Here is a 21,463-nt window from a genome sequence, read left to right as displayed (position 1 = left end):
CAAAGTGGTTCAAAAAAGAAAGGCTGCATCGTTGCAGCCTTTCTTTTTTCGTTGCTTTAATTCTTCACCCGTACCGATGTGCCCGACGGTACGTTGAAATCAATTTCGTTCTGCGGCACGTCCCAATAGTCCATGTAACTGTAATCAATAAAGCAAGGCACGGCGGCGGGTGCGGCCTGCGGCGGCGAAAGCAAATCTCCCGGTACAAGCACAATGGCGCCGGCTCGGCCACCGCCTTGCGAAGCCGGTTCGGTAACGCCCCAGCGGCGTGCATCGTACCAGGCCGTTCCCCAAAGAAACAAGGCAATGCGCCGCTCTCTGCGCAATTCCTCGTAAGCCTGCGTTGCGCTCAAGCCGGTATTGGCTACGTGTGCAAGACCGGCGCCCTGGTAATCACGTATGGCATCCACAATTTGCAAACCTTGCTGCACGCTGCCTGTTTTAATGAAGGCTTCGGCTTTCATCAGTTCGTTTTCTTCGTAACTGCACGCCCAGGGAACAAAGCCCTTGTTTGCCGAGGTGGCGTAACGGCCGCCAGCTTCAATAGCAATGGGCTGCCACCGCGTGCCCAATTGCAAACCCCTGCCTCTAATGTTCACCTTCGGCACGCTAAACTGCGTGAAGTTTTGCGTGAAGCGTTTGTCGCCGGGCTTAAAGTCCTGGATCAACCGTTCGCTAACGAAAGTGTATTGAACGGCATCGCCGATAAAAGCATAAGGATGATAACCGCCTGCCGAAACATCGTTCACGGCGTTTGGGTCCATGCCGAATTTGAAGATGTTGTCCGAAGCCTGAATGCCTTTGGCTGCTAACGTAAGAATCTGTTGCCAGTCGGCTGCTGTCATGTCGCGCAGCTTTTTGTTGACAAGCAGGTTTCTGGCTTGTATCGTATAAATCTGCCGCTTCCACATGTCGGGTGTTACTATATTTTGGTTGTCGTCAAAGGCGGCCACAATCGCCTTCATGGTGGAAACATAATCGGCGTTGGGTTGAATGTCATTCAGCGTTGTTAAGCAATCGTTCAGGATGCGGTTGCCTTCTTGCACGACGGCGTCGTGAGCCACGAAATTGTTATTGGTCATGCCCACCTCGTTGTTAATGACCGCGGCCAGGTACTGCGAACCGATCCGCGAATACGCATAGCCTTTCCACCACAAAGCCCAGGCCTTGAACGTGTTCTTTTTTGTGGCCGCATCGCCGCTCAAACTCAGCGCCGGGTCGTTCAACGATTTCAGCAGTTGATTGCATTGCGTGATGATGTAATAGCAAGCCGACCATTCGTATAAAAAGGAGTTCAGTTCGCCTGCGTCACGCGAATTAAATCCTTGTAATTGTGTCTTTTGATCCACGCCGTTTGGATTAACCACCACCTGCCCGCTGGGCAACGTAATCTTCAAGGGCTGGTTTACCCAACGAATGGAAAAGTTGCCATAAGGCTGAAACACCTCATCACCCAAGGCGCTGTGAATGGCCATAGCGCCGATGAAGTAAATATTGGCCTGGCCTTCGTTGGGAACAAAGGCACTCATGCGTTGCAATACGCCCAGTGAAAACGCCTGCAGGCCGGCTTCGGTTGTGAGCGACAAATCGGGCGTTGGCGCATTGGGGTTGGTTAATTCGAGACTTGATTTTTTACACGCAGCCGCGAGAAAAATCAGGATTGTATAAAGAAGGATTTTTTTCATAACTGCTGACGATTAAAATTGAAAGTTGATGCCGAACTGGTAGGAACGCAGGTTGGGAATGGCGAAATAATCCGTGCCCAGGAAGGCGCCCACACCAACGCTTTGATTGCCTTGGCTGTCCTGCGAACTGGTGGCTTCTGGATCAAGGCCGGAGTAGTTGGTGAACGTTAGCAGGTTGCGACCCGACACGGTAAGTACAATGTTGTTCACCCATTTTTGCTTGAGCAAATTGTTTAGCGGGTAAGAGATGGTTACGTCGCGCAGGCGAATGAAGGAACCGTCTTCGACGAAATAACCCATGGGCTGAACGCTGTTGTATAAACTGTTGTAGAAGTTCACAAAGGCGCCCGTTTGTCCGCCAATGGTAACGGGCTTGTCAAAGTCTTTGTGCAGGCGGTCGCGGTACATCCACTGGCGTGTAAGGTTATAAACAGAATTGCCGTGCGACCAGTCCCATTGAAACGAAAGCGACAGGCCTTTGAACGAAAGACTGTTGTTCCAGGACAGCGTGAATTTTGGATACGCATTGCCCACAAGGCTTTGATCGTTTGGATCCGTGATCACAACCCGCTTGGTTGTTTTGTCCACCACCATGCCGTTTACCACTTCGTAATTGTTCGCTTGCGAGGGGTCAATGTAGCGGGTTTTGTCGGGCCTTAACTGATCAATGCTTTTCAAAGCCGTTGCCGCATAAAAATTTCCAACCGATTGCCCCTTCTTCACCACAAACACACCGTTTATAAAATCCTTGTCATCGGCTACGCTCAACACTTTTGACTTAAAGGTTCCGAAGCGGAAACCCGTTTGCCAACTGAAACTTTTGGTTGTGAAGGCATCAAGGTCAAGGCTCGCGTCAAGGCCTTTTACTTCCAGATCAATAAGGTTGTACGGCGTTGATTGAACACCAGTGGAAGGCGCGGCCGTGCGGTTCTGAATGATGTCTTCGTTGCGCTTTTGCCAGTACGTAACCGAAAGGTTGATGCGGCTAAGCCATTTTCCAAAAGAAGGCCGCAAGGTCAGGTCCGTACCGATTTCTTTTTCTTTCACCTTCTGCACCACAAGGCTGTCGTTGCCGGCATTTTGCGGTAGGTACAAGCCCGTGCTGTTTCCAAGCTGGATAGAACCCAGGGTTGTTTGCCGCAAATAATAACCGCCAAATTGATAAGGCGGAATACCGGCCACGCCGTATGCAGCCCTCAACTTCCAATCGGAAAGAATCTTTGATTTAAACAATTCCGACAAACGGAAATACGCCGTGCCCCGCGGAAACGTAAAGGCTTTTTTCTGGTCGCCGAAATCGGAATTGTAATCGGAGCGGAAACCGGCGGTGAAGCCAAACAAATTTCCGTAATCGAAAGTTTGATTAACAAGGTAACCGAAGGTCACGTACTCGTAATTGTAATCGCCGCTGTTCTTTTGTGCGGCCGAAGAAATGTTGGCGGGCGGATACTGCGGCAAATCCAATCCTTGCGCAAAGCTTGAATTGTATTTGTTTTTGCGCCAGTCGTACGAAACCTGCGTGGTGGTTTTAATGGGCAGCTTTGAATTGAAATCCTTTTCAAAATCAGTGCGGAAGAAAAGCGAGGCCAGCGAATTTTGATACGAGGAGCGAACGTTGTCAATGCGCAGCGAACCCTTTGGCGAAGCGCCCCAGAAAGCTTCGGCCACTTGCGGCGCAGAGGATTGGTTTTTGTACAAATCAGAGAACTCCGAATTCCAAAGCTCGATACCGTATTTGTAATCCAGCTCCACAAACTTTGGAAATTTGTAGTTCAGGTTTGCGTTGTTCAGGATGCGGAAATCCTTGCCGCCGCGCTGGTGCCAATCGGGTTCGGAAAGAACGTTCACCTGGTTTTCGTCACGCGGATGCACCACAATTAAATTGGTGCCCGGATACGTTGCTTTGAAATCCATCCACGGGTAAGCGTTAATCAATTCGAAGCGGTTGTTGTTGGTGCCGAGAAAAAGCACATCGGGGTTAAGCACTCGGTCCAATAAGTTGTACGTGCCCGACAACAAATTTTCGTCTTGCAAAATTGTTTGCGTGGTGTTGCGGAAGCTAAAGCCTTTGAATAAATCAAAGCCAAGGTTAGAGGAAAGATTATAGCGCCGGAAGCGGTTGCTTAAAACGTTCTGTTGATCGAGGTAGGTAAACGTAAACGCATAATCCGACCGTTCGCCGCCGCCCGAAATGCCAAGAGTGCTGGAACTGGTGGTGGCCTGTTTATAGGCTTGCTTCAAATGGTCGTACAGTGGCAGGTTGGCTGGATAGGTTTTGTCGTTTTTTAAATTGAAATCAGTATTAAAATCCAGTTCGGCAGGATCGGGCCAGGTGCCCGTTGGGCCAGGCTTTAGGATGTTTCCGCTCTGGTCTAAAATGTTCCCTTGCGCATCGGTTTTGAAGTGATGAAACTTGGCCTGCAGGTAACCGTCTTTGCCCAGCAATGCATTGTCCAAACTAATCTTCGACGCAAGTGTGACGGTTGGCTTTTTGTTTCGCGAACCTTTCTTCGTAAAAATTTGAATGACGCCGTTTGCGCCTTGTGCGCCGTACAACATGCCGCCGGCAGGGCCTTTCACCACTTCCACTTTTTCCACGTTGGCTACATCCAAACCGTTGATGTCTGTGACTTGTACGCCGTCAACAAGAATGATTGGGCCCGTGCTTCCCAATGAATTAATGCCGCGCAAAATGATGGTGGCCTTTGAGCCCGGTTCTCCGGACGTGGTTTGAATTTGTGCGCCGGCAACTTTTCCAATCAACGCCTGGTCAACGGAGAGCAGCGCCGATTTTGAAAGGTCTTTGTTGGAGACACTGGCTACGTCAATGGAAAGTTTTCTTCTGTCGGTGGCAACGCCGGTGCCGGTTACTACCACTTCGCTCAAGGCTTTTGTTTCGGTGGCAAGTTGTATGTCAACCGACGTTCGGTTACCAACGGCAACTTCTTTCGGGTCAAAGCCAACGCCGGAAAATACCAGCGTTCCGTTAGCGGGCACGTCTATTTGAAAAGCACCGTTGCTGTTGGTGGAAACGCCCGTTGACGTGCCTTTGATGATGACCGAAATCCCGGCAAGCCCGGTGCCCGATTCATCCGTTACACGGCCACTGATTTTTTTGGTTTGCGAATAAAGAAGAAGCGAGGAAAAACTGCAGAGAAGCAGCGTGATTAATTTTCTCATGTACTTCGGTTTAAAGGTTATGAGAATGGTTTTTAATGATTCATTCCGCCAAGACAATAGCCAACGTCTTCAGGACAGACAATAAATTACAGCGCTGCGCTTTGGATTAAGCGGCAGAAAAAACCGAAGCATAAAATTTTATGGCTGACTTATGAAAAGGGAGGGATGAGGTGCAGCGGCTTTTTTGTTAAGAAAGACTACGGTCGGGGTCAGCAAAAACTTATTGCAACTTGTATTCTTTGATAAGTGCATCAGCAGGAATGCGAAGCATTTTGCTGAAAAGGCGAATCATGTTTAGTGAGAGCGGTTGTTTGTAGTTAAGCACTTTACTGATAGTGCCTTTGTCCCCGTAAGCTTTGGCAAGGTCGGCAGGTTTGTAGTCAAAATCCTCCATGCGGATTTTGATCATTTCGATGGGGTCGACGGATGGAAAGCTGAACTGTTTTTTTTCGTATTGATTGATCAATAAAGCGAGCAACATCATTTCGTGAAAATCAGGTGAGGTTTTGTCAACTTCATAGATTTCTTCAAAGCGTTCTTTCGCCGCCTTGTATTGCGTTTCGTTTTCTATAATCGACCATTGCTTCATAATTCTTAAATCGTTTCCGGGTCTATCCGGTCGTACTCGGTATGCGTTCCAATAAATCGAATTACCACTGTTTCCGCATCGTAGTTGATAAAGACAATCAAGCGGTAGGTGTTGTGCACAATCTCAAACCGTGCCCTGTTGTTCTTTATCATTTTTGCTTTTGGAAAATCATCAAGAACATCTTGCTTCTTTTTCCATGTTGCTTCTTCGGTTGTGCTAATCCACGTTGAGATGCTTTTGCGGGCATCTGCGTGTTTTTTGTTGAAAGTGTTGAGCTTGTCTAAATTGACGATAAGCATTGGCCGTTGCTTTTAAACGTAATGAATTTCTGTTCTCTGTTTAAGCCACAGCGGCGAGGTGCTTACCATCTTAAACTAAGACAAGATTGGTTTAGTTTGATAAACTGAATGCAAGATAAATACGGGTTGGCAAATTGCCAACTTCATTTCCTTAATACCTATCAAACGATGAACGGAACGTTGCAACAAAAGTTTCATAATAACATAGTCCGTCCAACGATTCCTCCTTATTCCAATATCCTATCATCTGCCGTCATTTCGTTAACCTTTTCAAAAACCTGTCAAAAATTTTATTGTTTTTCAATGCGTTGGAAATGGTGATACAAAAATAGACGTCTAAATCCTTGGCTTGAATAGCATCAGAAGCCTACATTCGCGCCTCATTAAAAAACGCTGCGGGGATGGCCGCAGTTTAAACAAACAATCATGAGCAAATTACATTTCACCACCAAACACGCAAACGCGGCTACCGTACAGCGCAACTGGTATGTTGTGGACGGTACCAATCAAACCGTGGGACGTATGTGTGCACGCATTGCAGCAATCCTTCGCGGCAAGAACAAGGCATACTACACCCCGCACGTTGACACCGGCGATTACATTATCGTCATCAACGCAGAAAAAGTAACCCTCACCGGCAACAAGATGGACGAGAAAGTGTACGACCACTTCACCGGTTATCCGGGTGGCCGTAAGGAAGAAATCGCCAAAGATCTTCAGCGCCGCAGACCTGAGGTATTGGTTGAAAGAGCGGTAAAAGGCATGTTGCCAAAAAATCGCCTCGGACGCCAGATGTACAAAAAATTATTTGTGTATGCCGGCGACCAGCATCCACACACAGCGCAACAACCAAAAGAATTGAAGTTCTAAACCAAAGCAATCAGCCGTCAGTAATCAGCACTTCGCTGAAAGCTCAACGCGGAAAGCTTAAAGCTTAATAAAAATGGAAAAGCAAAAAAACAGTGTTGGCCGCCGGAAAGAAGCCGTAACCCGCGTCTTCGTCTCCAAAGGTTCGGGCAACATCACCGTAAACGATAAAGATTACAAACAATATTTTTCACTGGTTTACCTGCAAAACCAGGTTGACCGCCCGCTTCGCACCGTGGAAGCTGCCGACAAGTTTGACATAAAAATCAACGCCGTTGGCGGCGGCGTAAAAGGCCAGGCAGAAGCCGCCATGCTGGGCATTGCCCGTGCGTTGGTTGAAATCAACGCTGACTTCCGTCCCGCACTGAAAGCAGCCGGCCTTCTCAAACGTGACCCGCGTTCGGTTGAAAGGAAGAAATTCGGTAAGAAGAAAGCTCGTCGTAGCTACCAGTTCTCGAAGAGATAATGTGCCATCAGCCGTCGGCAGTCAGCTTTCAGTTCTCCCGATAGCTGATTGCTGAAAGCTGATAGCTTCAAACAAATTCAAAACATCACAACACAAATTCAAATGGAACAAAACACTTCGTTGCAACAGCAGCTCCTCGAAGCGGGTGTACACTTTGGTCACCTGAAAAAGAAGTGGAACCCCAAGATGTTGCCCTTCATCTTTGCCGAGAAAAAAGGCATTCACATCATTGACCTCAATAAAACCGTGGAAGGCCTGCAGGAAACCGCCGCAGCCCTGAAGCAAATTGCCCGCAGCGGTAAAAAGATTTTGTTTGTCGGCACCAAAAAGCAGGCAAAAGACATCGTTACCGAATGCGCTCAGCGTGTGCAAATGCCTTATGTTACCGAACGCTGGCTGGGCGGCATGCTCACCAATTTCAACACCGTTCGCAAGAGCGTGAAGAAGATGCAAAGCATCGAAAAAATGTTGGGCGACGGTTCATTCGACTCCATTACCAAGAAAGAGCGTTTGACACTCACCCGCGACAAAGACAAAATGGAAAAAGTATTGGGTGGTATTGCCAACTTAGGCCGTATTCCCGCTGCTTTGTTCATCGTTGACATCGGCCACGAACACATTGCTTTGGCTGAAGCGAAGCGCCTTAACATTACAACCTTTGGCCTGGTAGATACCAACTGCGACCCAAACAAAGTGGACTTTGCCATTCCCGCAAACGACGACGCGACAAAATCAATTGCTATCCTCACCAATTACATCACAGCAGCCATTGCCGAAGGTTTGGCCGAGCGTCAGGCAGCAAAAGATGACGAAGGCGATGATGCGGCAAACGATGCCGAAAACGAACGCCGTGCAGCACGCCTGGAAGCCGAAGCACAATCTGAAGCCGGTGGCCGTGGACGCGGCGGCCGTGGCGGACAAGGCGGTCCTGGCCGTGGACCGGGTGCTGGCGGACAAGGTGGTCAACGCCGCGGCGGTGCCGGTGCAGGCAGCCGTGGTCCAGGGCGTGGTCCCGGTGGCGGAAGGAGATAATTTGACAATTCGGCAATTCGCCAATTAGCAAATTATTCAAGAGCAATCGTTTCTTACAAATACATTCGAATTATATAGTCAATGTGCTGATGGTTTCCATTGGCACATTGTCGAATTTTCAACTTGTCAAATTGAATCTTATGTCAACAGCAACAATAACCGCACAGGATATAAACAAACTTCGCCAGGCTACCGGCGCCGGTATGATGGATTGCCGCAAAGCGTTGACGGAAACAAACGGCGATTTTGAAGCCGCTATTGATTGGTTGCGCAAGCAAGGCCAGAAAGTTGCGGCCAAGCGTAGCGATCGCGAAGCGAAAGAAGGTGTTGTGATTGCCAAAACAACGCCCGACAACAAAACGGGTTTCATTGTTTCCATCACTTGCGAAACAGACTTTGTTTCGAAGAACGCAGACTTCGTAGCCTTCGCGCAAAGCATTGCCGATGCGGCGGTTTCCAACAACGTGAAGAGCGCTGAGGAGTTAAACGACGTAACCGTAAACGGTGCAAAAGTGTCGGACATGATCAACGACAAACTTGCGTCCATTGGTGAAAAAATCGGCGTAGGCCGTTTCGAAAGAATTGAAGCGCCTTATGTAGCTTCATACATACACGGTGCGTACCGCATGGGTGTATTGGTTGGCCTGAGCAAAGAAGCCCCCGAAGCAGGCAAGGATGTGGCCATGCAAATTGCGGCCATGAATCCCCTGGCTGTAGACGCGGACTCTGTTTCTGCTGAAACCATCGAACGTGAGCGCAACATCGTGGTGGAGCAAATGAAGCAAGATCCGAAGATGGCCGGGAAAACCGATGAGATGATCGGAAAGATTGCCGAAGGAAAACTGAACGCCTTCTTCAAAGAAAATACCTTGATGGCACAACCTTTTGTAAAAGACAACGGCAAATCCGTTGGCGATTATTTAAAAGGCGCTGGCGATGTGAAGGTGATCGAATTCAAGCGTGTAGCGTTGGGATAATCATTTTCAATAAATACAAAAATGCCACCTGCCGAAAGCAGGTGGCATTTTTGTATTTATTGAAAGCTTTGCCGATGATCTTGTGCTTTTAGTTTCGTCTAATCAAGCAACGTTCAGCCAAAAAGGCGGGCACGATTTTGATAACTCTATGACACGATAGCGCTTGCCGCGCTTCTTTCTTTTCAAGACCTTTTTGCCTTGGCTATTTACATACATTTGAAAGAATATAAAGACTTCCATTTATGCCTTTAAAAACAAAAGCAACAAGTGTCGGGAGAAAACCATTGCCCAAAACCCCTACCGGCATTCGAGGATTGGATGAAATTACCGGCGGTGGCTTGCCCACGGGACGGCCTACGCTTATATGCGGTGCTGCCGGCTGTGGCAAAACCTTATTTGCAGCGGAATTTATTGTTAGAGGCGCTACTGAGCACGGTGAACCCGGCGTGTTTATAGCCTTTGAAGAAAAGGCCGAGGAACTGGCAATCAACGTAGCCTCGCTTGGTTTTGACCTGGCCAAATTGCAAAAAGACGGCTTGGTTCGTATCGATCATGTGTACATAGATAAAAGCGAGATTGAAGAAACGGGCGAATACGACCTCGATGGTTTGTTCATTCGCCTGGGCTATGCCATTGACAGCATCGGCGCCAAACGCGTGGTGCTTGATACAATCGAAAACCTTTTTTCGGGACTGAGCAATCAAGCTATTCTTCGCGCCGAGTTGCGCCGCTTGTTTGGCTGGTTAAAAGACAAAGGCGTAACGGCCGTCATCACCGGGGAAAAGGGCGAGGGAACCCTAACACGGCAAGGCCTGGAGGAATACGTTTCGGACTGCGTGATTTTGTTGGACCATCGTGTTGCCAACCAAATTTCTACGCGTCTCTTGCGCATCGTTAAATACCGCGGTTCGGTGCACGGCACAAACGAATACCCGTTCCTGATTGACGAAGACGGTATCTCGGTGTTGCCCATCACGTCTTTAATGCTGAATGCAAATGTTTCTTCGCAACGCATTTCTTCAGGCATACCGGCCTTGGATAAAATGCTTGGCGGCAAAGGTTTTTTCCGCGGCAGCTCCATCCTTGTTTCGGGTACGGCCGGTACCGGCAAAACAAGCATTGCTGCCGTGTTTGCCAACGAAAGCTGCCGGCGCAAAGAGCGATGTCTCTATTTTGCCTTTGAAGAATCGCCGCAGCAGATCGTTCGCAACATGCTTTCCATCGGAATTGACCTGAAACAGCACATTGATAAAGGCCTGTTGGAAATGCACGCAGCCCGCCCGACGCTGAACGGATTGGAAATGCACTTGGTGGCCATTCACAAGCACATAAAACGCTTCAAGCCCCGGGCGGTTATTCTTGACCCCATTACCAACCTCGTTACCATAGGCTCTATCAGCGAGGTTAAGTCCATGCTCATTCGCCTCATTGATTTTTTACAAACCGAGCAGATAACGGTCATGTTTACGGCGCTGTCGTTAAACACCGTCGTGAACGAGCAAACCGACGAAGGCGTTTCCTCTTTGGTGGATGCATGGTTGCTGGTGCGTGACCTTGAATCAAACGGGGAACGCAACCGCGGTTTGTACATCATGAAATCAAGAGGCATGAAGCATTCCAACCAGGTTCGTGAGTTTGTGATAAACGACAGCGGCGTTAGCCTGGTGGATGTGTATCTTGGCCCCGACGGTGTGTTAACCGGATCGGCCCGCGAGGCACAGCAGTTAAGCGAAGCCACGGGCGAAGTATTGCGCAGTCACGCCATCAATCGCAAAGACATAGAGATACAACGCAAACGGAAAGTGTTGGAAGCAAAAATCGCATCCCTGCAAGAAGAGTTTGAATCGGTGCAGGATGAATTAAACAAGTCCTACATCGAAGAAAACATTCGCAAGGAAATTCAGGAAAAGAACCGCAGGCAGCTCATTCAAAACCGGCACAGTAAAAACACGGGCAATGGCAAAAGCAAGTAAAACGGCTGAAAAGAAAGCAAACAAATGGGAACTGCGGTTGTACATTGCGGGCAACACAGCAAAGTCAGTAACGGCGCTGGCCAACCTGAAAAAATATTGCGAGGAACACATGGAAGGTCAATATACCATTGAGGTCATTGACTTACTTGTGCACCCGCAATTGGCAGCCGGCGACCAAATTTTCGCTATCCCGACCCTGGTGCGGAAAGTGCCCGTGCCCATCCGCAAAATCATCGGCGATTTGTCCAACGAAGAAAAAGTTCTTGTAGGCCTCAACATTCGCCCGGTAAAAAAATAGAATGAAGAAAAAAGTAGAACCGCATATTGAGGACATTGAGAAAGAGAGACACGCGAAAGAATATGTACTCCGGCTTTTTATCACCGGCGCAACGCCCAATTCGGTTCGGGCATTGACGAACATTAAAGACATTTGCGACGACCATTTAGCAGGAAATTACCGGCTGGAAATCATTGATGTGTACCAACAGCGGGAACTGGCACAAAAGGAACAACTCATTGCCCTGCCGCTGCTCGTTAAAAAACTTCCACCGCCCGAACGAAAATTGATTGGCGACCTGTCCGACACCGAAAAAGTTTTAAAAATATTAGGCCTTGCACAACCGTGAGAACTGAACACCCAAACAAAACAAAAGAAGAGTTGCTGGCAGAGTTGGAAGAACTGCGGTTTCAGTTGCACGAAGCAACCGAAACCCTTGAGGCCATTCGCACAGGGCAGATTGATGCGCTGGTTGTACACGGCAGCAACGGCCACCAGATTTATACCCTGAAGTCCGCCGATCAAACCTACCGCGTCTTTATAGAAAAGATGACCGAAGGTGCTGTTACCTTAAACCAGGAAGGGCTTATCCTGTATGCCAATTCACAATTTGCGTCCATGGTCCGTTGCTCTTTATCGGATGTGATCGGCTTGCTTTTTCAAAATTTTGTAGCGGCTGAAAACCGCCCCCGCTACAACCAGCTTTTCGAGCACTGCTGGAAAGAAGATTGCAAAGGTGAAGTGCTTCTGATTGCCGGAAAAGACAAAACCCCGGTACAGCTTTCACTCACCACCTTGGCCCTGGAAGAAGGCATTTCGCTCAGCATCATTCTTACCGATTTGACCGCACAAAAAAGAGCGCAACAGCAACTGCACGAAAACAATCTAAAGTTGGAAGAAAGCAACCGTGCATTGGAAACAAGCAATCACGATCTGCAGCAGTTTGCCTCCATTGCTTCGCACGATTTGCAGGAGCCGTTGCGCAAAATCACCATCTTTTCCAACCTCTTAAAAGAACGCAACGAGGCGCTGTCGCCGGAGGCAAAAAAGTACCTGGAGAAAATTATCGAGTCGTCTTCGCGTATGAAGACGCTCATTATTGACATTCTTAATTACTCCAAGCTTTCGGCCAACGACCACACTTTTGAACAGGTGGATCTGAATAAAATTGTAGCCGATATAAAAGAAGATTTCGAATTGTTGATTGCTGAAAAAGGCGCCATCATTCGTTCCGGTGAATTGCCTACGCTGGCGGCAAACAAAGGGCAAATACGGCAAGTGTTTCAAAATATCGTCAGCAATGCGCTGAAGTTTACAAAGCCCGGCATCAATCCGGTTATTGACGTTAAAGCAAAACGCATTGGCGAGAAATCATTTGCCGCAGCGGAGCAAAAAGACGGCAATTATGTTCTTCTCTGTTTTAAAGACAACGGCATCGGTTTTGGCCAGCAATACGTGCAGCACATCTTCTCACTTTTTGAGCGGCTAAACTCAAAGGACAAATACGAAGGGACGGGAATTGGACTAGCCATCGCAAAAAAAATTGTTGAAAAACACAACGGGCTCATTAACGCCGTAAGCAAAGAAGGCGAAGGTTCGGAGTTTCAAATTATCTTGCCCTTCACACAAAACCCTGTCTGAACAATCAATGGTAAAGCGAAAAATTTTAATAGCCGAAGACGATGCGGATGACCAACAATTTTTTACCGATTTCTTGCAGTTGCGCACCGATGTGGTTTTGTTGCCCATCGTTGAAAACGGCGAGGAATTGCTAAAGGCCCTGAACAATCTTTCCTACGAAAATGACTTGCCCCACTACATAATACTTGATCAAAACATGCCGCGGAAAAATGGCTTGCAAACTTTGCAGACATTAAAGGCCGATGAACGTTTCTCGCACATTCCGGTAATGATTTACTCCACGTTCACCGATGAAAATCTTATTCAGTGCGGTGCCGAATCGGGCGCCTGCCTTGTGTTTCCGAAACCGCTTTCAAAAGCAGGATACAACGAAATGCTGGATGCGCTGTTTGCAACCGCTGGTTAAGGTGTAAAGCCAACCGGAAAGATTACGCAATCCCTCCTTTTTCTACAGTAAAACATTACCAGTTTCCGGCCTGCTCCTTGTTTACCCGTTCCGGTTCTATCACATCGCCTTCTTTCCAATTAGCGCTGTACGGAATGAAAAACACAATCCACACGGCGCGGGAAAGACGCATGAGCACGGGCTGCAACAATACAAGCAAGGCCGCGTTAATGCCCATCCACCAAAAAAAACGTGAATCAGTTGTTGACAAGCCAATGGTTAATGCCCAAAGCACCAACGTTAGTGCGGAAAACAAAACCGCCAGCGCATAGCTTACCATGTTGGTACCAAAATAAAAACCCGGCTCCATGTCCAAGGGCTGGCCGCACACCGGGCAGCGTTCGTTCATCTTCATAAAGGTTTTCAGCTTGTACGGATTTTTTTCCCGGAACATATCGCCCCTTCGGCAACGCGGACATTTGCAACGAAGGACGCTTAAAATAAGATTGGGTTTTTCATCTTTGACTGTTGCACACATTCGGCTGGAGTTAAATGAGCCGTAAAGATACCAAGAGAGATTTGTGGTTTATGGTTTGAAGTTGACGGGTGGTGTATTGAGAGCAAATTCCCTGGTTGCAAGAGGAGCCGGGCCTACGGTTCCTGTTTATGAGGAGCCTTGTTTTTTTACGCAAGCAAAACGGTGGCTATAGAATAGCGCCGGCTTTATTCCCCGGAGAAAACGTACAGGCAATACCTTCACTACTTCGCGCCAACTCACACCGCATTGTTCTATCTTCCTTCAAATTTCTACAAGCGTGAAAGCAAAGCACTACATCCGCTACCTCGTGCCGACAACTTTGTTTGGCACGCAGCGAACCAAGAAAATTGTGGACGTTAATCCTACTGTTGAAACGCGCCGGCAAGATGCAAAGCAAAGCTTTGTAACCGTTTACGATTACAACGCGGATGGCTTTACCGAGGACCACTTAAAGACGGTAGAGGAAAGCTTTCAGTACCTTGAAAACAAGCATATCAGTTGGATCAACATTGACGGCATTGTTCGCGCCGACGTAGAAAATCTGGCCGCACACTTCGGCATTCACCCGCTTTTGACCGAAGACATTTTAAGCGTGGCGCAACGCCCCAAAACCGACGAAGTGGAAGGCATCTTTTACTGCCTGCTCTACATGCTTTATTACAACCACAAACACGACGCGGTGGAGACCGAACAAATCTCCATCGTGCTTGGAAAAAATTTCGTCATCACCTTTCAGGAAGATCCCGAACGCGACGTGTTCAATCCCATTCGCGAAAAACTGAAGATGCACAACAGCAAGCTTCGGCAGCGCGGCGCTGATTATCTCTGTTACTCCATGCTCGACCTCATTGTTGACAATTATTTCCTGGTGATGGAACGCCTCGGCGAACGCATCGAAGCGGTAGAAGAAGAAGTGATCCGGAACAGCAACACCATTACGTTGGCAAAGATCAACCAACTGCGCAAAGAGCTGATTATTCTCAAGCGCAACATCGGCCCCGTACGCGACATGGTAGCCGCCATCATTCGCAGCGAGAGCGAATTGCTTGACGACCGTACCACCAAATATTTCAAAGACGTTTACGACCACATTGTGCAGGCCTACGACCTCAGCGAAAACTACCGCGACGTGATGATTTCGATGCAAGACCTCTACATCAACAACGTAAACCTGCGCATGAACGAAGTAATGAAAGTGATGGCCATCGTTACCTGCCTGCTTGCACCCGCAACCGTTATCGGCGGCATCTTCGGCATGAACTTCGAAAGCATTCCGCTGCTGCACAACAAATGGGGTTTTATGGTAGCCGTGGGTGCCATGTTGTTGATACCGGTTTGGATGCTGCGCATGTTTCGGAAGCGAGGGTGGTTTTAAGGTTTCGCCACCAAAGTTTATCTCCTGCGGAGACAGAAGAACGATGATAGAAGAACAGAACGATAAATGGAGCGCCGCAACGCCGGCTCCACAGTACCAATGCTGCCCGTAGCACGATTCTCCAACCTACTTTTGTTTTATGGAATCTTCCATTCAACCGCTGCAAAAGATGCGTCGTTATTTTGAAAGCGGCGCCACGCAACCGTATGCTTTTCGCAAACAAATGCTGGAGGCTTTGCGCAACGCAATTACACAGTACGAAGACGAATTGATGCAGGCACTTTACGCCGATTTGAAAAAGAACAAAGAAGAAAGCTGGGTGACGGAAATTGGTTTTGTGCAAGCTGAAATACGGCACGCTTTAAAGCACGTGCACCGTTGGATGAAACCGCAAAAAGTTGCGACCAACCTGTTGAATTTTCCGGGCAAAAGTTTTGTGTACAAAGAGCCGCTGGGCGTTGTGCTCATCATCGGTCCGTGGAATTATCCGCTGCAACTTTTATTTGCGCCGCTCGTTGGCGCCATCGCTGCGGGCAACTGCGTGGTGCTAAAGCCAAGCGAGTTTGCAACGGCCACCGCCGCAGTGATGAAAAGGCTCATTAAGCAAATTTTTGCGCCCGAATACATTTTATGCGTGGAAGGCGAAGGTGCGCAAGTGGTACCGGACCTGATGAACAATTTCCGTTTCGACCACGTTTTTTATACCGGAAGTACAGCGGTTGGCAAAGCGGTTTATGAAATGGCTGCCAAACAACTTGTACCGGTAACGTTAGAGCTTGGCGGCAAAAGCCCCTGTGTGGTAGAAAGCGATGCGGACCTGAAAGTGGCTGCGCGGCGCATTGCTCTCACCAAATTTTCCAACGCGGGCCAGATGTGCGTAGCGCCGGATTATGTACTGGTTCACCGTTCGGCGAAAGATGTTTTTGTGAGAGAACTGATTTCGGCCATCAAAAGATTTTTCAGCGAAGAGCCGTCTTCCAATTACAACTACGGAAAAATTATCAACGAAAGAGCCTTCAATCGTTTAATAAAATACATGGAACAAGGCCGAGTGATTTACGGCGGCAAAACCGATATGTCTCTGCACTACATCGAACCGACCTTGCTGGATGACGTACCGCTTGACGCTACGGTGATGGGCGAAGAAATTTTTGGACCTGTATTGACTGTTCTTTCTTTTGAAAATTTTGACGAAGCCAAGAGCATCATCAACCGCAACTCTAACCCGCTTGCGTTTTACGTGTTCACAAGCAACAAGGAAAAAGAAGAACGCTGGCTGCGCGAAGTTCCGTTTGGCGGCGGCTGCGTCAACAACGCATCCTGGCACCTCACCAATTTTAATCTGCCTTTTGGCGGAAGAGGGGCCAGCGGCATTGGCGCTTATCATGGCGAATATTCCTTTGCTGTTTTCAGCCATCAAAAAGCGGTGATGAAAACACCCACATGGTTTGATCCGGCCGTGAAATATCCGCCCTTTGAAGGCAAGTTGAAATTGTTTAAAAAGATTATCCGCTAACAAAGAAGAGCCGTTGTTTGCTGATCGTTGGCAGTTGGCCGAAGAAATCGAGCAACGATCAACGACCAAGGCATACTTCGTCATTCATCATCCTCTTTTTATTTCCGGGCCGTAAGAACATAATTCTTTTGCAGGTCGTCTACAATGAGTTTACCGTATTTGCCCGCAAGGCTTTGCGCCGATGTAACGTCAAAGGCTGTTGTGCGTGCATTGTATAAAAGGGCAATTGTGTTGACGTCGTAAAAATTGCTTTCCCAGTAATATTCCGTAGTTGTTACGTAATAACCGGGCTTGCCGATTTCTTGTTTTACGGTGGTTGCGGGTGATTCCCAGAAGCTGCCCATTGGCGCACCTTCGGGTCTTGCGGAAACGCGGTCCTTTACATAAGTGCTCCCGCTTTCTTTTGCCAGCAATCCAATGGTAATCACACCGTCAATACCCTTGCCGGAAAGCCGCTGCTGAACAGAATCGTAGCGCATAGACCGCAGCGCTCCTGGCCTGAACGCCTGGTGAAAGGCTACGGCGTTGTATCCGATAGTTTTGAGAGCGGCCACCATACGGTCTTCCATGGCAATGCGCAAAACACTGTCTTCGTTTTGAACGGTACTTACCACCAGGAGTTGCCTGTAATTTTTTGCGCCGGCTGTTGGTGCTGTCCACGACGACGTAAGCTTTGTGGCGGTACAACCAAGAAGAAGGAGCAGCGGAAAAAAACAAAGGCCTTTCATGTTGCTTGTTTGAAAGACAAAGGAGGGAAACAAAATCGCAAACACAAATGACGGCCGTTAACGGGGTACAGGATTTTAATCAGGCGAGTTCTTTCTTCATCAGCCAGTCGCGCTGCAAATCATTGCCCAAAAGAAAATCCCATTCGCCAAATTTTTGAAAGCCCCAGCGGCTGTAAAAATGGATGGCTCGCTTGTTCTTTTCCCACACGCCCAGCCAGGCTACCGTCTTTTGTTTTTCGCGGGCTGTTTCAAGGCAAGCCCTCATTAACAGGGCGCCAATGCCTTTGCCCAAAAATTCCTGCAATACGTAGAGGCGGGCAATCTCAAGCGAGGGAACATTTTTCAAAGCTACCGGCACTCTTGCATCGCGCAGCTTTGCGTAACCGGCGAGCTTGTCTTCGCAATACGCCAGAAGAAAACTGTTTTCCGCCGCGCCTACTTCCAACATCAGTCTTCCCCTGGTGAATTGTTCACTCAGGAATTTTTGCATGTCTTCTTCGGAATTGTCGGCGGCAAACGTGTCGTAAAAGGTTTGTCGGCTGATGTCGGCAATCAGTTCGGCGTCTTCTTTCGTGGCCGTGCGAAGCGTAACGTTCATGAGTCCAAAATTAGTTGAGGGATGACGGTTACTTTCGCTTTGTGAAGATCATCAACCGAACGGTGCTCGTCCTCTCCTTTGTTTCGCTGTTTGCCGATGTGGCCAGTGAAATGCTTTACCCCATCATCCCGGTGTATTTAAAAGAAATCGGCTTTTCGGTTTTGCTGATTGGTGTGCTGGAAGGCATGGCCAATTTTACAGCCGCCATCAGCAAAGGTTATTTTGGCAAACGCAGCGACGAAAGCGGCTTGCGGCTGCCTTTTGTAAAGCTGGGGTATTTTTTCAGTGCGGTTTCCAAGCCCATGATGGCGGCGTTCACCTATCCGCTGTGGATCTTCTTTTCGCGTGCCGTTGACCGCTTGGGCAAAGGACTTCGCACGGCGGCAAGAGATGCGCTGCTTTCACAAAATGCCACGCCGCAAACCAAGGCGAGGGTGTTTGGCTTTCACCGAGCGATGGATACGTTTGGCGCAGCCATTGGCCCTGCGCTGGCGCTGTTGTTGTTTGTTCTTTATCCAAAAAATTATGCGCTTATCTTTTTGCTTGCGGGCATTCCGGGCCTTTTGTCCGTTGCGCTTGTTTTTCTGCTGAAAGAAAAAAGACAGCCTTCCTCTACGCTGAATGAAGGCGGCTTTTTTTCTTTTTTTGGTTACTGGCGCATTGCATCATCACCGTATAAAAAACTGGTGGTGGGATTGCTTGTGTTGTCGCTTGTAAACAGTTCGGACGTTTTTCTTTTGCTGAAAACAAAAGAAGTAACCGGCGACGACCGGCTGGCCATTGGCGCTTATATTTTTTACAACGTGGTATTTGCGTTGGTGGCTTATCCGCTTGGTGTACTGGCCGACAGGACCAAGATCCGCAATGTTTTTTTAGCCGGCATATTGCTGTTTTCTACCGTTTATTTTTTATTTGCCGCTTCACCATCAACGCCGGTAATCTTTCTTGCCTTTTTCCTGTACGGCATTTACGCCGCCGCGGTGGAAGGCCTCGCCAAAGCCTGGATCACCAATCTCTCGCACAACCGCAACACGGCCACGGCAGTTGGCTTTTATACCTCTTGCGAAAGCCTTTGCACGCTGCTGGCCAGCGTGGTTACCGGATTGCTCTGGCAGCGTTTCGGCAGCGGTCTGGCTTTTTATGTAACGGCGGTTGTAGCCCTGTCGGTGTCCCTTTATTTTCTGTTGGTTATTCGTTCGCCAGCAAAAGAAAGCTAAGGCTTGCAGAAGCCCCGAAAGCAGTTTATCTTTTGTGCATGGCTGCACGGCTTTGGCACAAAGCACCTTTTGTTCGATTGTTGACCGCAACGGCCGTTGGCATTGTGCTGCAATGGAACGTTCAGCTTTCGCTTTCCGTTTTGCTTCTTTGCTTTGGTGTGTGTTTTCTTTTCGCGGGGCTTTATTCGTTTACCGGCATCCGGAAACGCTATCAACTAAGTGCGGTGAACGGCACGGCTCTTTGTCTTTTGTTTGTGGCGGGCGGCGGTCTTTTGGTTTGGCAACAAGACGTTCGCAACAACAAGCACTGGATTGGCTGCGAATACAAAGCGGGTAATGGCATTACCGTAAAACTGGAAGAGCCGCTGGTAGAAAAAGCAAACTCGTACAAAGCCCTGGCAAGCTTCGAAAGCTTGAACGATTCTTCTTCCGCAAAACCGGTGAAAGGAAATGTAATTCTCTATTTTAAAAAAGATTCGCTTCCGCCATCGTTGCAATACGGCAGCCGCATCCTTTTCAACAGGCCCTTGCAGGAAATAAAAAACGCGGGCAATCCGGGCAGTTTCGATTACAAAACCTATTGCCTTTTCAACGGCATTACGCACCAGGTTTATTTGTCCGGCGATGATTTCGTTCTATTGCCCGGCACCGATAAAAGCGTCTTTACAGAAGCCGTTTTTGCCTGCCGCGAATGGGTGGTTGGCGTGATGAAAAAATACATTCCCGGCGAAAAAGAACAAGGCCTTGCCGAAGCCTTGTTGATTGGCTACAAAGATGACCTGGATAAAAATTTAGTGCAGGCATATTCCAACACCGGCGTGGTGCACATCATTGCGATTTCGGGCTTGCACCTCGGCTTGATTTATTGGCTGCTCATGTTGCTGACAAAGCCTTTGAAGCGGGCTAAAAAATTGGTTGCAGTTCGTTTGCTGCTGGTGATTGCCTCGCTTTGGCTGTTCAGCATTTTGGCCGGCGCACAGCCGTCGGTGCTTCGTTCGGCGGTGATGTTTAGTTTAATTGCGGCCGGTGAGCTGGCGCTGCGGCGAACGAATTTTTTCAACACCCTTGCGTTTTCGGCACTCGTTCTTCTTTGCATCAACCCCTTTTGGTTGTGGGACGTTGGCTTTCAGCTTTCGTACACAGCGGTGCTTAGCATTGTGCTTTTCTTTCAACCCGTTTACAATTGGTTTCATCTCACCAACAAAGCCGTTGATTTTTTCTGGAAGCTAACGGCCGTTACCATCTCGGCACAGGTGCTCACCATCCCCATCAGCGTTTATCATTTTCACCAAATGCCGCTGCTTTTTTTGTTTACCAATTTTATTGCTGTGCCCTTGAGCAGCCTTGTTGTACTTGGAGAGATCTTGCTTTGCGCGGTGTCTTTTTTTACACCGCTTGCAGCGCTTGTTGGCGCTGCTTTGCACCACCTTATTTACTGGATGAACAGTTACATTGAACGGTTAAACAACGTTCCTTTTTCTGTATGGAACGGGCTTTCCATCAATCTTGTTCAAACGCTGTTGCTGTTGATTTTTGTGGTGGCAATTTGTTATTGGCTGATGGAAAAACAACGCCGCTTGGCGTGGACGGCACTATCTTCTTTTGCCGTTTTCATGTTGATAAGAACGGTTTCTTTTAGCGAAGCAGAGCGGCAACAAAAGCTTGTTGTTTACAACGTGCCAAAGCACACGGCCATTGACGTGATCAACGGGAGAAATTATGCTTTTCTCGGCGACACGTCCTTGCTTTACGACGACTTTGCACGAAACTTTCACTTGCAACCTTCGCGCATTTTGCACCGCGTATCTGCACAAAAATCGGATGCCGATACAAAAAGTTTTTTGCTGAACGGCAAGCAGGTTGTGGTGATGAATGAAACGATGCCTTTGGTAACCGCCAATCCAAAACTTACCGTTGATGTGTTGATCCTCTCCAGAAATCCCAAGCTCTATATTTCAAAGGTTCTTGATGCTTTTGTGGTGAAACAGATTGTGATTGATGGCTCGGTGCCGGCGTGGAAAGCCGCACTGTGGAAACGGGATTGCGATTCGCTGCGCATTCCCTGTTACAACGTAAGCGAAGACGGCGCTTTTGTAATGAACTGGTAGCGCCCTACTTTT

Annotated in this window: 20 protein-coding genes; 13 read left to right on the top strand and 7 right to left on the bottom strand. The window is 48.4% G+C overall.

Annotated elements, in window-relative coordinates; genetic code table 11:
• Positions 1-56: 56 nt before the first annotated feature.
• The 4 genes from FSB75_RS15385 to FSB75_RS15370 all read right to left on the bottom strand — a co-directional run bounded on the left by FSB75_RS15385 (position 57) and on the right by FSB75_RS15370 (position 5,753).
• Positions 57-1,685 (bottom strand): RagB/SusD family nutrient uptake outer membrane protein, encoded by a 1,629-nt coding sequence (locus FSB75_RS15385; protein WP_146789312.1) that lies wholly within the window; start codon positions 1,683-1,685, stop codon positions 57-59.
• A gap of 12 nt (positions 1,686-1,697) precedes the next feature.
• Entirely contained in the window at positions 1,698-4,865 is a 3,168-nt protein-coding gene (locus FSB75_RS15380; RefSeq protein ID WP_146789310.1) for a SusC/RagA family TonB-linked outer membrane protein, read from the bottom strand.
• 220 nt (positions 4,866-5,085) lie between these two features.
• A complete protein-coding gene (locus tag FSB75_RS15375) occupies positions 5,086-5,454 on the bottom strand; it encodes a helix-turn-helix domain-containing protein (protein WP_146789308.1) in 369 nt (122 codons plus the stop codon).
• Positions 5,455-5,459: 5 nt separating this feature from the next.
• On the bottom strand, positions 5,460-5,753 hold the full coding sequence (locus FSB75_RS15370; RefSeq protein ID WP_146789306.1) for a type II toxin-antitoxin system HigB family toxin: 294 nt from the start codon (positions 5,751-5,753) through the stop codon (positions 5,460-5,462).
• Between the two features lie 426 nt (positions 5,754-6,179).
• On the opposite strand from FSB75_RS15370, the gene rplM reads away from it, so the two are divergent.
• From rplM to FSB75_RS15325, 9 genes are all read left to right on the top strand, one after another.
• Positions 6,180-6,623, top strand: coding sequence for a 50S ribosomal protein L13 (gene rplM, locus FSB75_RS15365; protein ID WP_146789304.1), 444 nt, complete (start codon positions 6,180-6,182; stop codon positions 6,621-6,623).
• A 73-nt stretch (positions 6,624-6,696) separates the two neighbouring features.
• On the top strand, positions 6,697-7,086 hold the full coding sequence (gene rpsI, locus FSB75_RS15360; RefSeq protein ID WP_146789302.1) for a 30S ribosomal protein S9: 390 nt from the start codon (positions 6,697-6,699) through the stop codon (positions 7,084-7,086).
• Between the two features lie 102 nt (positions 7,087-7,188).
• Positions 7,189-8,118 (top strand): 30S ribosomal protein S2, encoded by a 930-nt coding sequence (rpsB, locus tag FSB75_RS15355; protein ID WP_146789300.1) that lies wholly within the window; start codon positions 7,189-7,191, stop codon positions 8,116-8,118.
• Positions 8,119-8,258: 140 nt separating this feature from the next.
• Positions 8,259-9,095, top strand: coding sequence for a translation elongation factor Ts (tsf, locus tag FSB75_RS15350; protein WP_146789297.1), 837 nt, complete (start codon positions 8,259-8,261; stop codon positions 9,093-9,095).
• Between the two features lie 242 nt (positions 9,096-9,337).
• A complete protein-coding gene (kaiC, locus tag FSB75_RS15345) occupies positions 9,338-11,068 on the top strand; it encodes a circadian clock protein KaiC (protein ID WP_146789295.1) in 1,731 nt (576 codons plus the stop codon).
• A complete protein-coding gene (locus tag FSB75_RS15340; RefSeq protein WP_146789293.1) occupies positions 11,052-11,366 on the top strand; it encodes a circadian clock KaiB family protein in 315 nt (104 codons plus the stop codon). Before kaiC ends, FSB75_RS15340 begins: the two co-directional genes overlap by 17 nt.
• A gap of 1 nt (position 11,367) precedes the next feature.
• Complete coding sequence (locus tag FSB75_RS15335; RefSeq protein ID WP_146789291.1) at positions 11,368-11,694, top strand: circadian clock KaiB family protein; 327 nt, start codon at positions 11,368-11,370, stop codon at positions 11,692-11,694.
• The gene (locus FSB75_RS15330; RefSeq protein ID WP_146789289.1) at positions 11,691-12,986 is read left to right on the top strand and encodes a PAS domain-containing sensor histidine kinase; all 1,296 of its coding nucleotides are present in this window, start codon (positions 11,691-11,693) and stop codon (positions 12,984-12,986) included. The genes FSB75_RS15335 and FSB75_RS15330 overlap by 4 nt, the downstream gene beginning before the upstream one ends.
• Positions 12,987-12,993: 7 nt before the next feature.
• Entirely contained in the window at positions 12,994-13,392 is a 399-nt protein-coding gene (locus tag FSB75_RS15325; RefSeq protein ID WP_146789287.1) for a response regulator, read from the top strand.
• Between the two features lie 55 nt (positions 13,393-13,447).
• Here FSB75_RS15325 and FSB75_RS15320 read toward each other — a convergent pair whose 3' ends face one another.
• Entirely contained in the window at positions 13,448-13,909 is a 462-nt protein-coding gene (locus tag FSB75_RS15320; protein WP_146789285.1) for a DUF983 domain-containing protein, read from the bottom strand.
• A gap of 277 nt (positions 13,910-14,186) precedes the next feature.
• On the opposite strand from FSB75_RS15320, the gene corA reads away from it, so the two are divergent.
• Both corA and FSB75_RS15310 read left to right on the top strand, forming a co-directional pair.
• Positions 14,187-15,284, top strand: coding sequence for a magnesium/cobalt transporter CorA (gene corA, locus FSB75_RS15315; protein ID WP_146789283.1), 1,098 nt, complete (start codon positions 14,187-14,189; stop codon positions 15,282-15,284).
• A 139-nt stretch (positions 15,285-15,423) separates the two neighbouring features.
• A complete protein-coding gene (locus FSB75_RS15310) occupies positions 15,424-16,800 on the top strand; it encodes an aldehyde dehydrogenase (protein ID WP_146789281.1) in 1,377 nt (458 codons plus the stop codon).
• A gap of 98 nt (positions 16,801-16,898) precedes the next feature.
• On the opposite strand, the gene FSB75_RS15305 is transcribed toward FSB75_RS15310, so the two are convergent.
• Together FSB75_RS15305 and FSB75_RS15300 are read right to left on the bottom strand one after the other, a co-directional pair.
• Positions 16,899-17,528 carry a hypothetical protein gene (locus tag FSB75_RS15305; protein ID WP_146789279.1) on the bottom strand — a complete coding sequence of 210 codons (630 nt, stop codon included), beginning with the start codon at positions 17,526-17,528 and terminating at the stop codon, positions 16,899-16,901.
• Between the two features lie 79 nt (positions 17,529-17,607).
• A complete protein-coding gene (locus FSB75_RS15300; protein ID WP_146789277.1) occupies positions 17,608-18,126 on the bottom strand; it encodes a GNAT family N-acetyltransferase in 519 nt (172 codons plus the stop codon).
• Positions 18,127-18,167: 41 nt separating this feature from the next.
• Between FSB75_RS15300 and FSB75_RS15295 the strand changes: the two genes are divergently transcribed.
• Positions 18,168-19,343, top strand: coding sequence for an MFS transporter (locus tag FSB75_RS15295; protein WP_146789275.1), 1,176 nt, complete (start codon positions 18,168-18,170; stop codon positions 19,341-19,343).
• 38 nt (positions 19,344-19,381) lie between these two features.
• Positions 19,382-21,451: a ComEC/Rec2 family competence protein gene (locus FSB75_RS15290; RefSeq protein ID WP_146789273.1), complete on the top strand. Its 2,070-nt coding sequence runs from the start codon at positions 19,382-19,384 to the stop codon at positions 21,449-21,451.
• Positions 21,452-21,463 lie beyond the last annotated feature (12 nt).

The sequence above is a fragment of the Flavisolibacter ginsenosidimutans genome (assembly GCF_007970805.1).
GTDB lineage: Bacteria > Bacteroidota > Bacteroidia > Chitinophagales > Chitinophagaceae > Flavisolibacter > Flavisolibacter ginsenosidimutans.
Note: the sequence above shows the minus strand (reverse complement) of the source record. Positions and strands in the feature narration are given on the sequence as shown.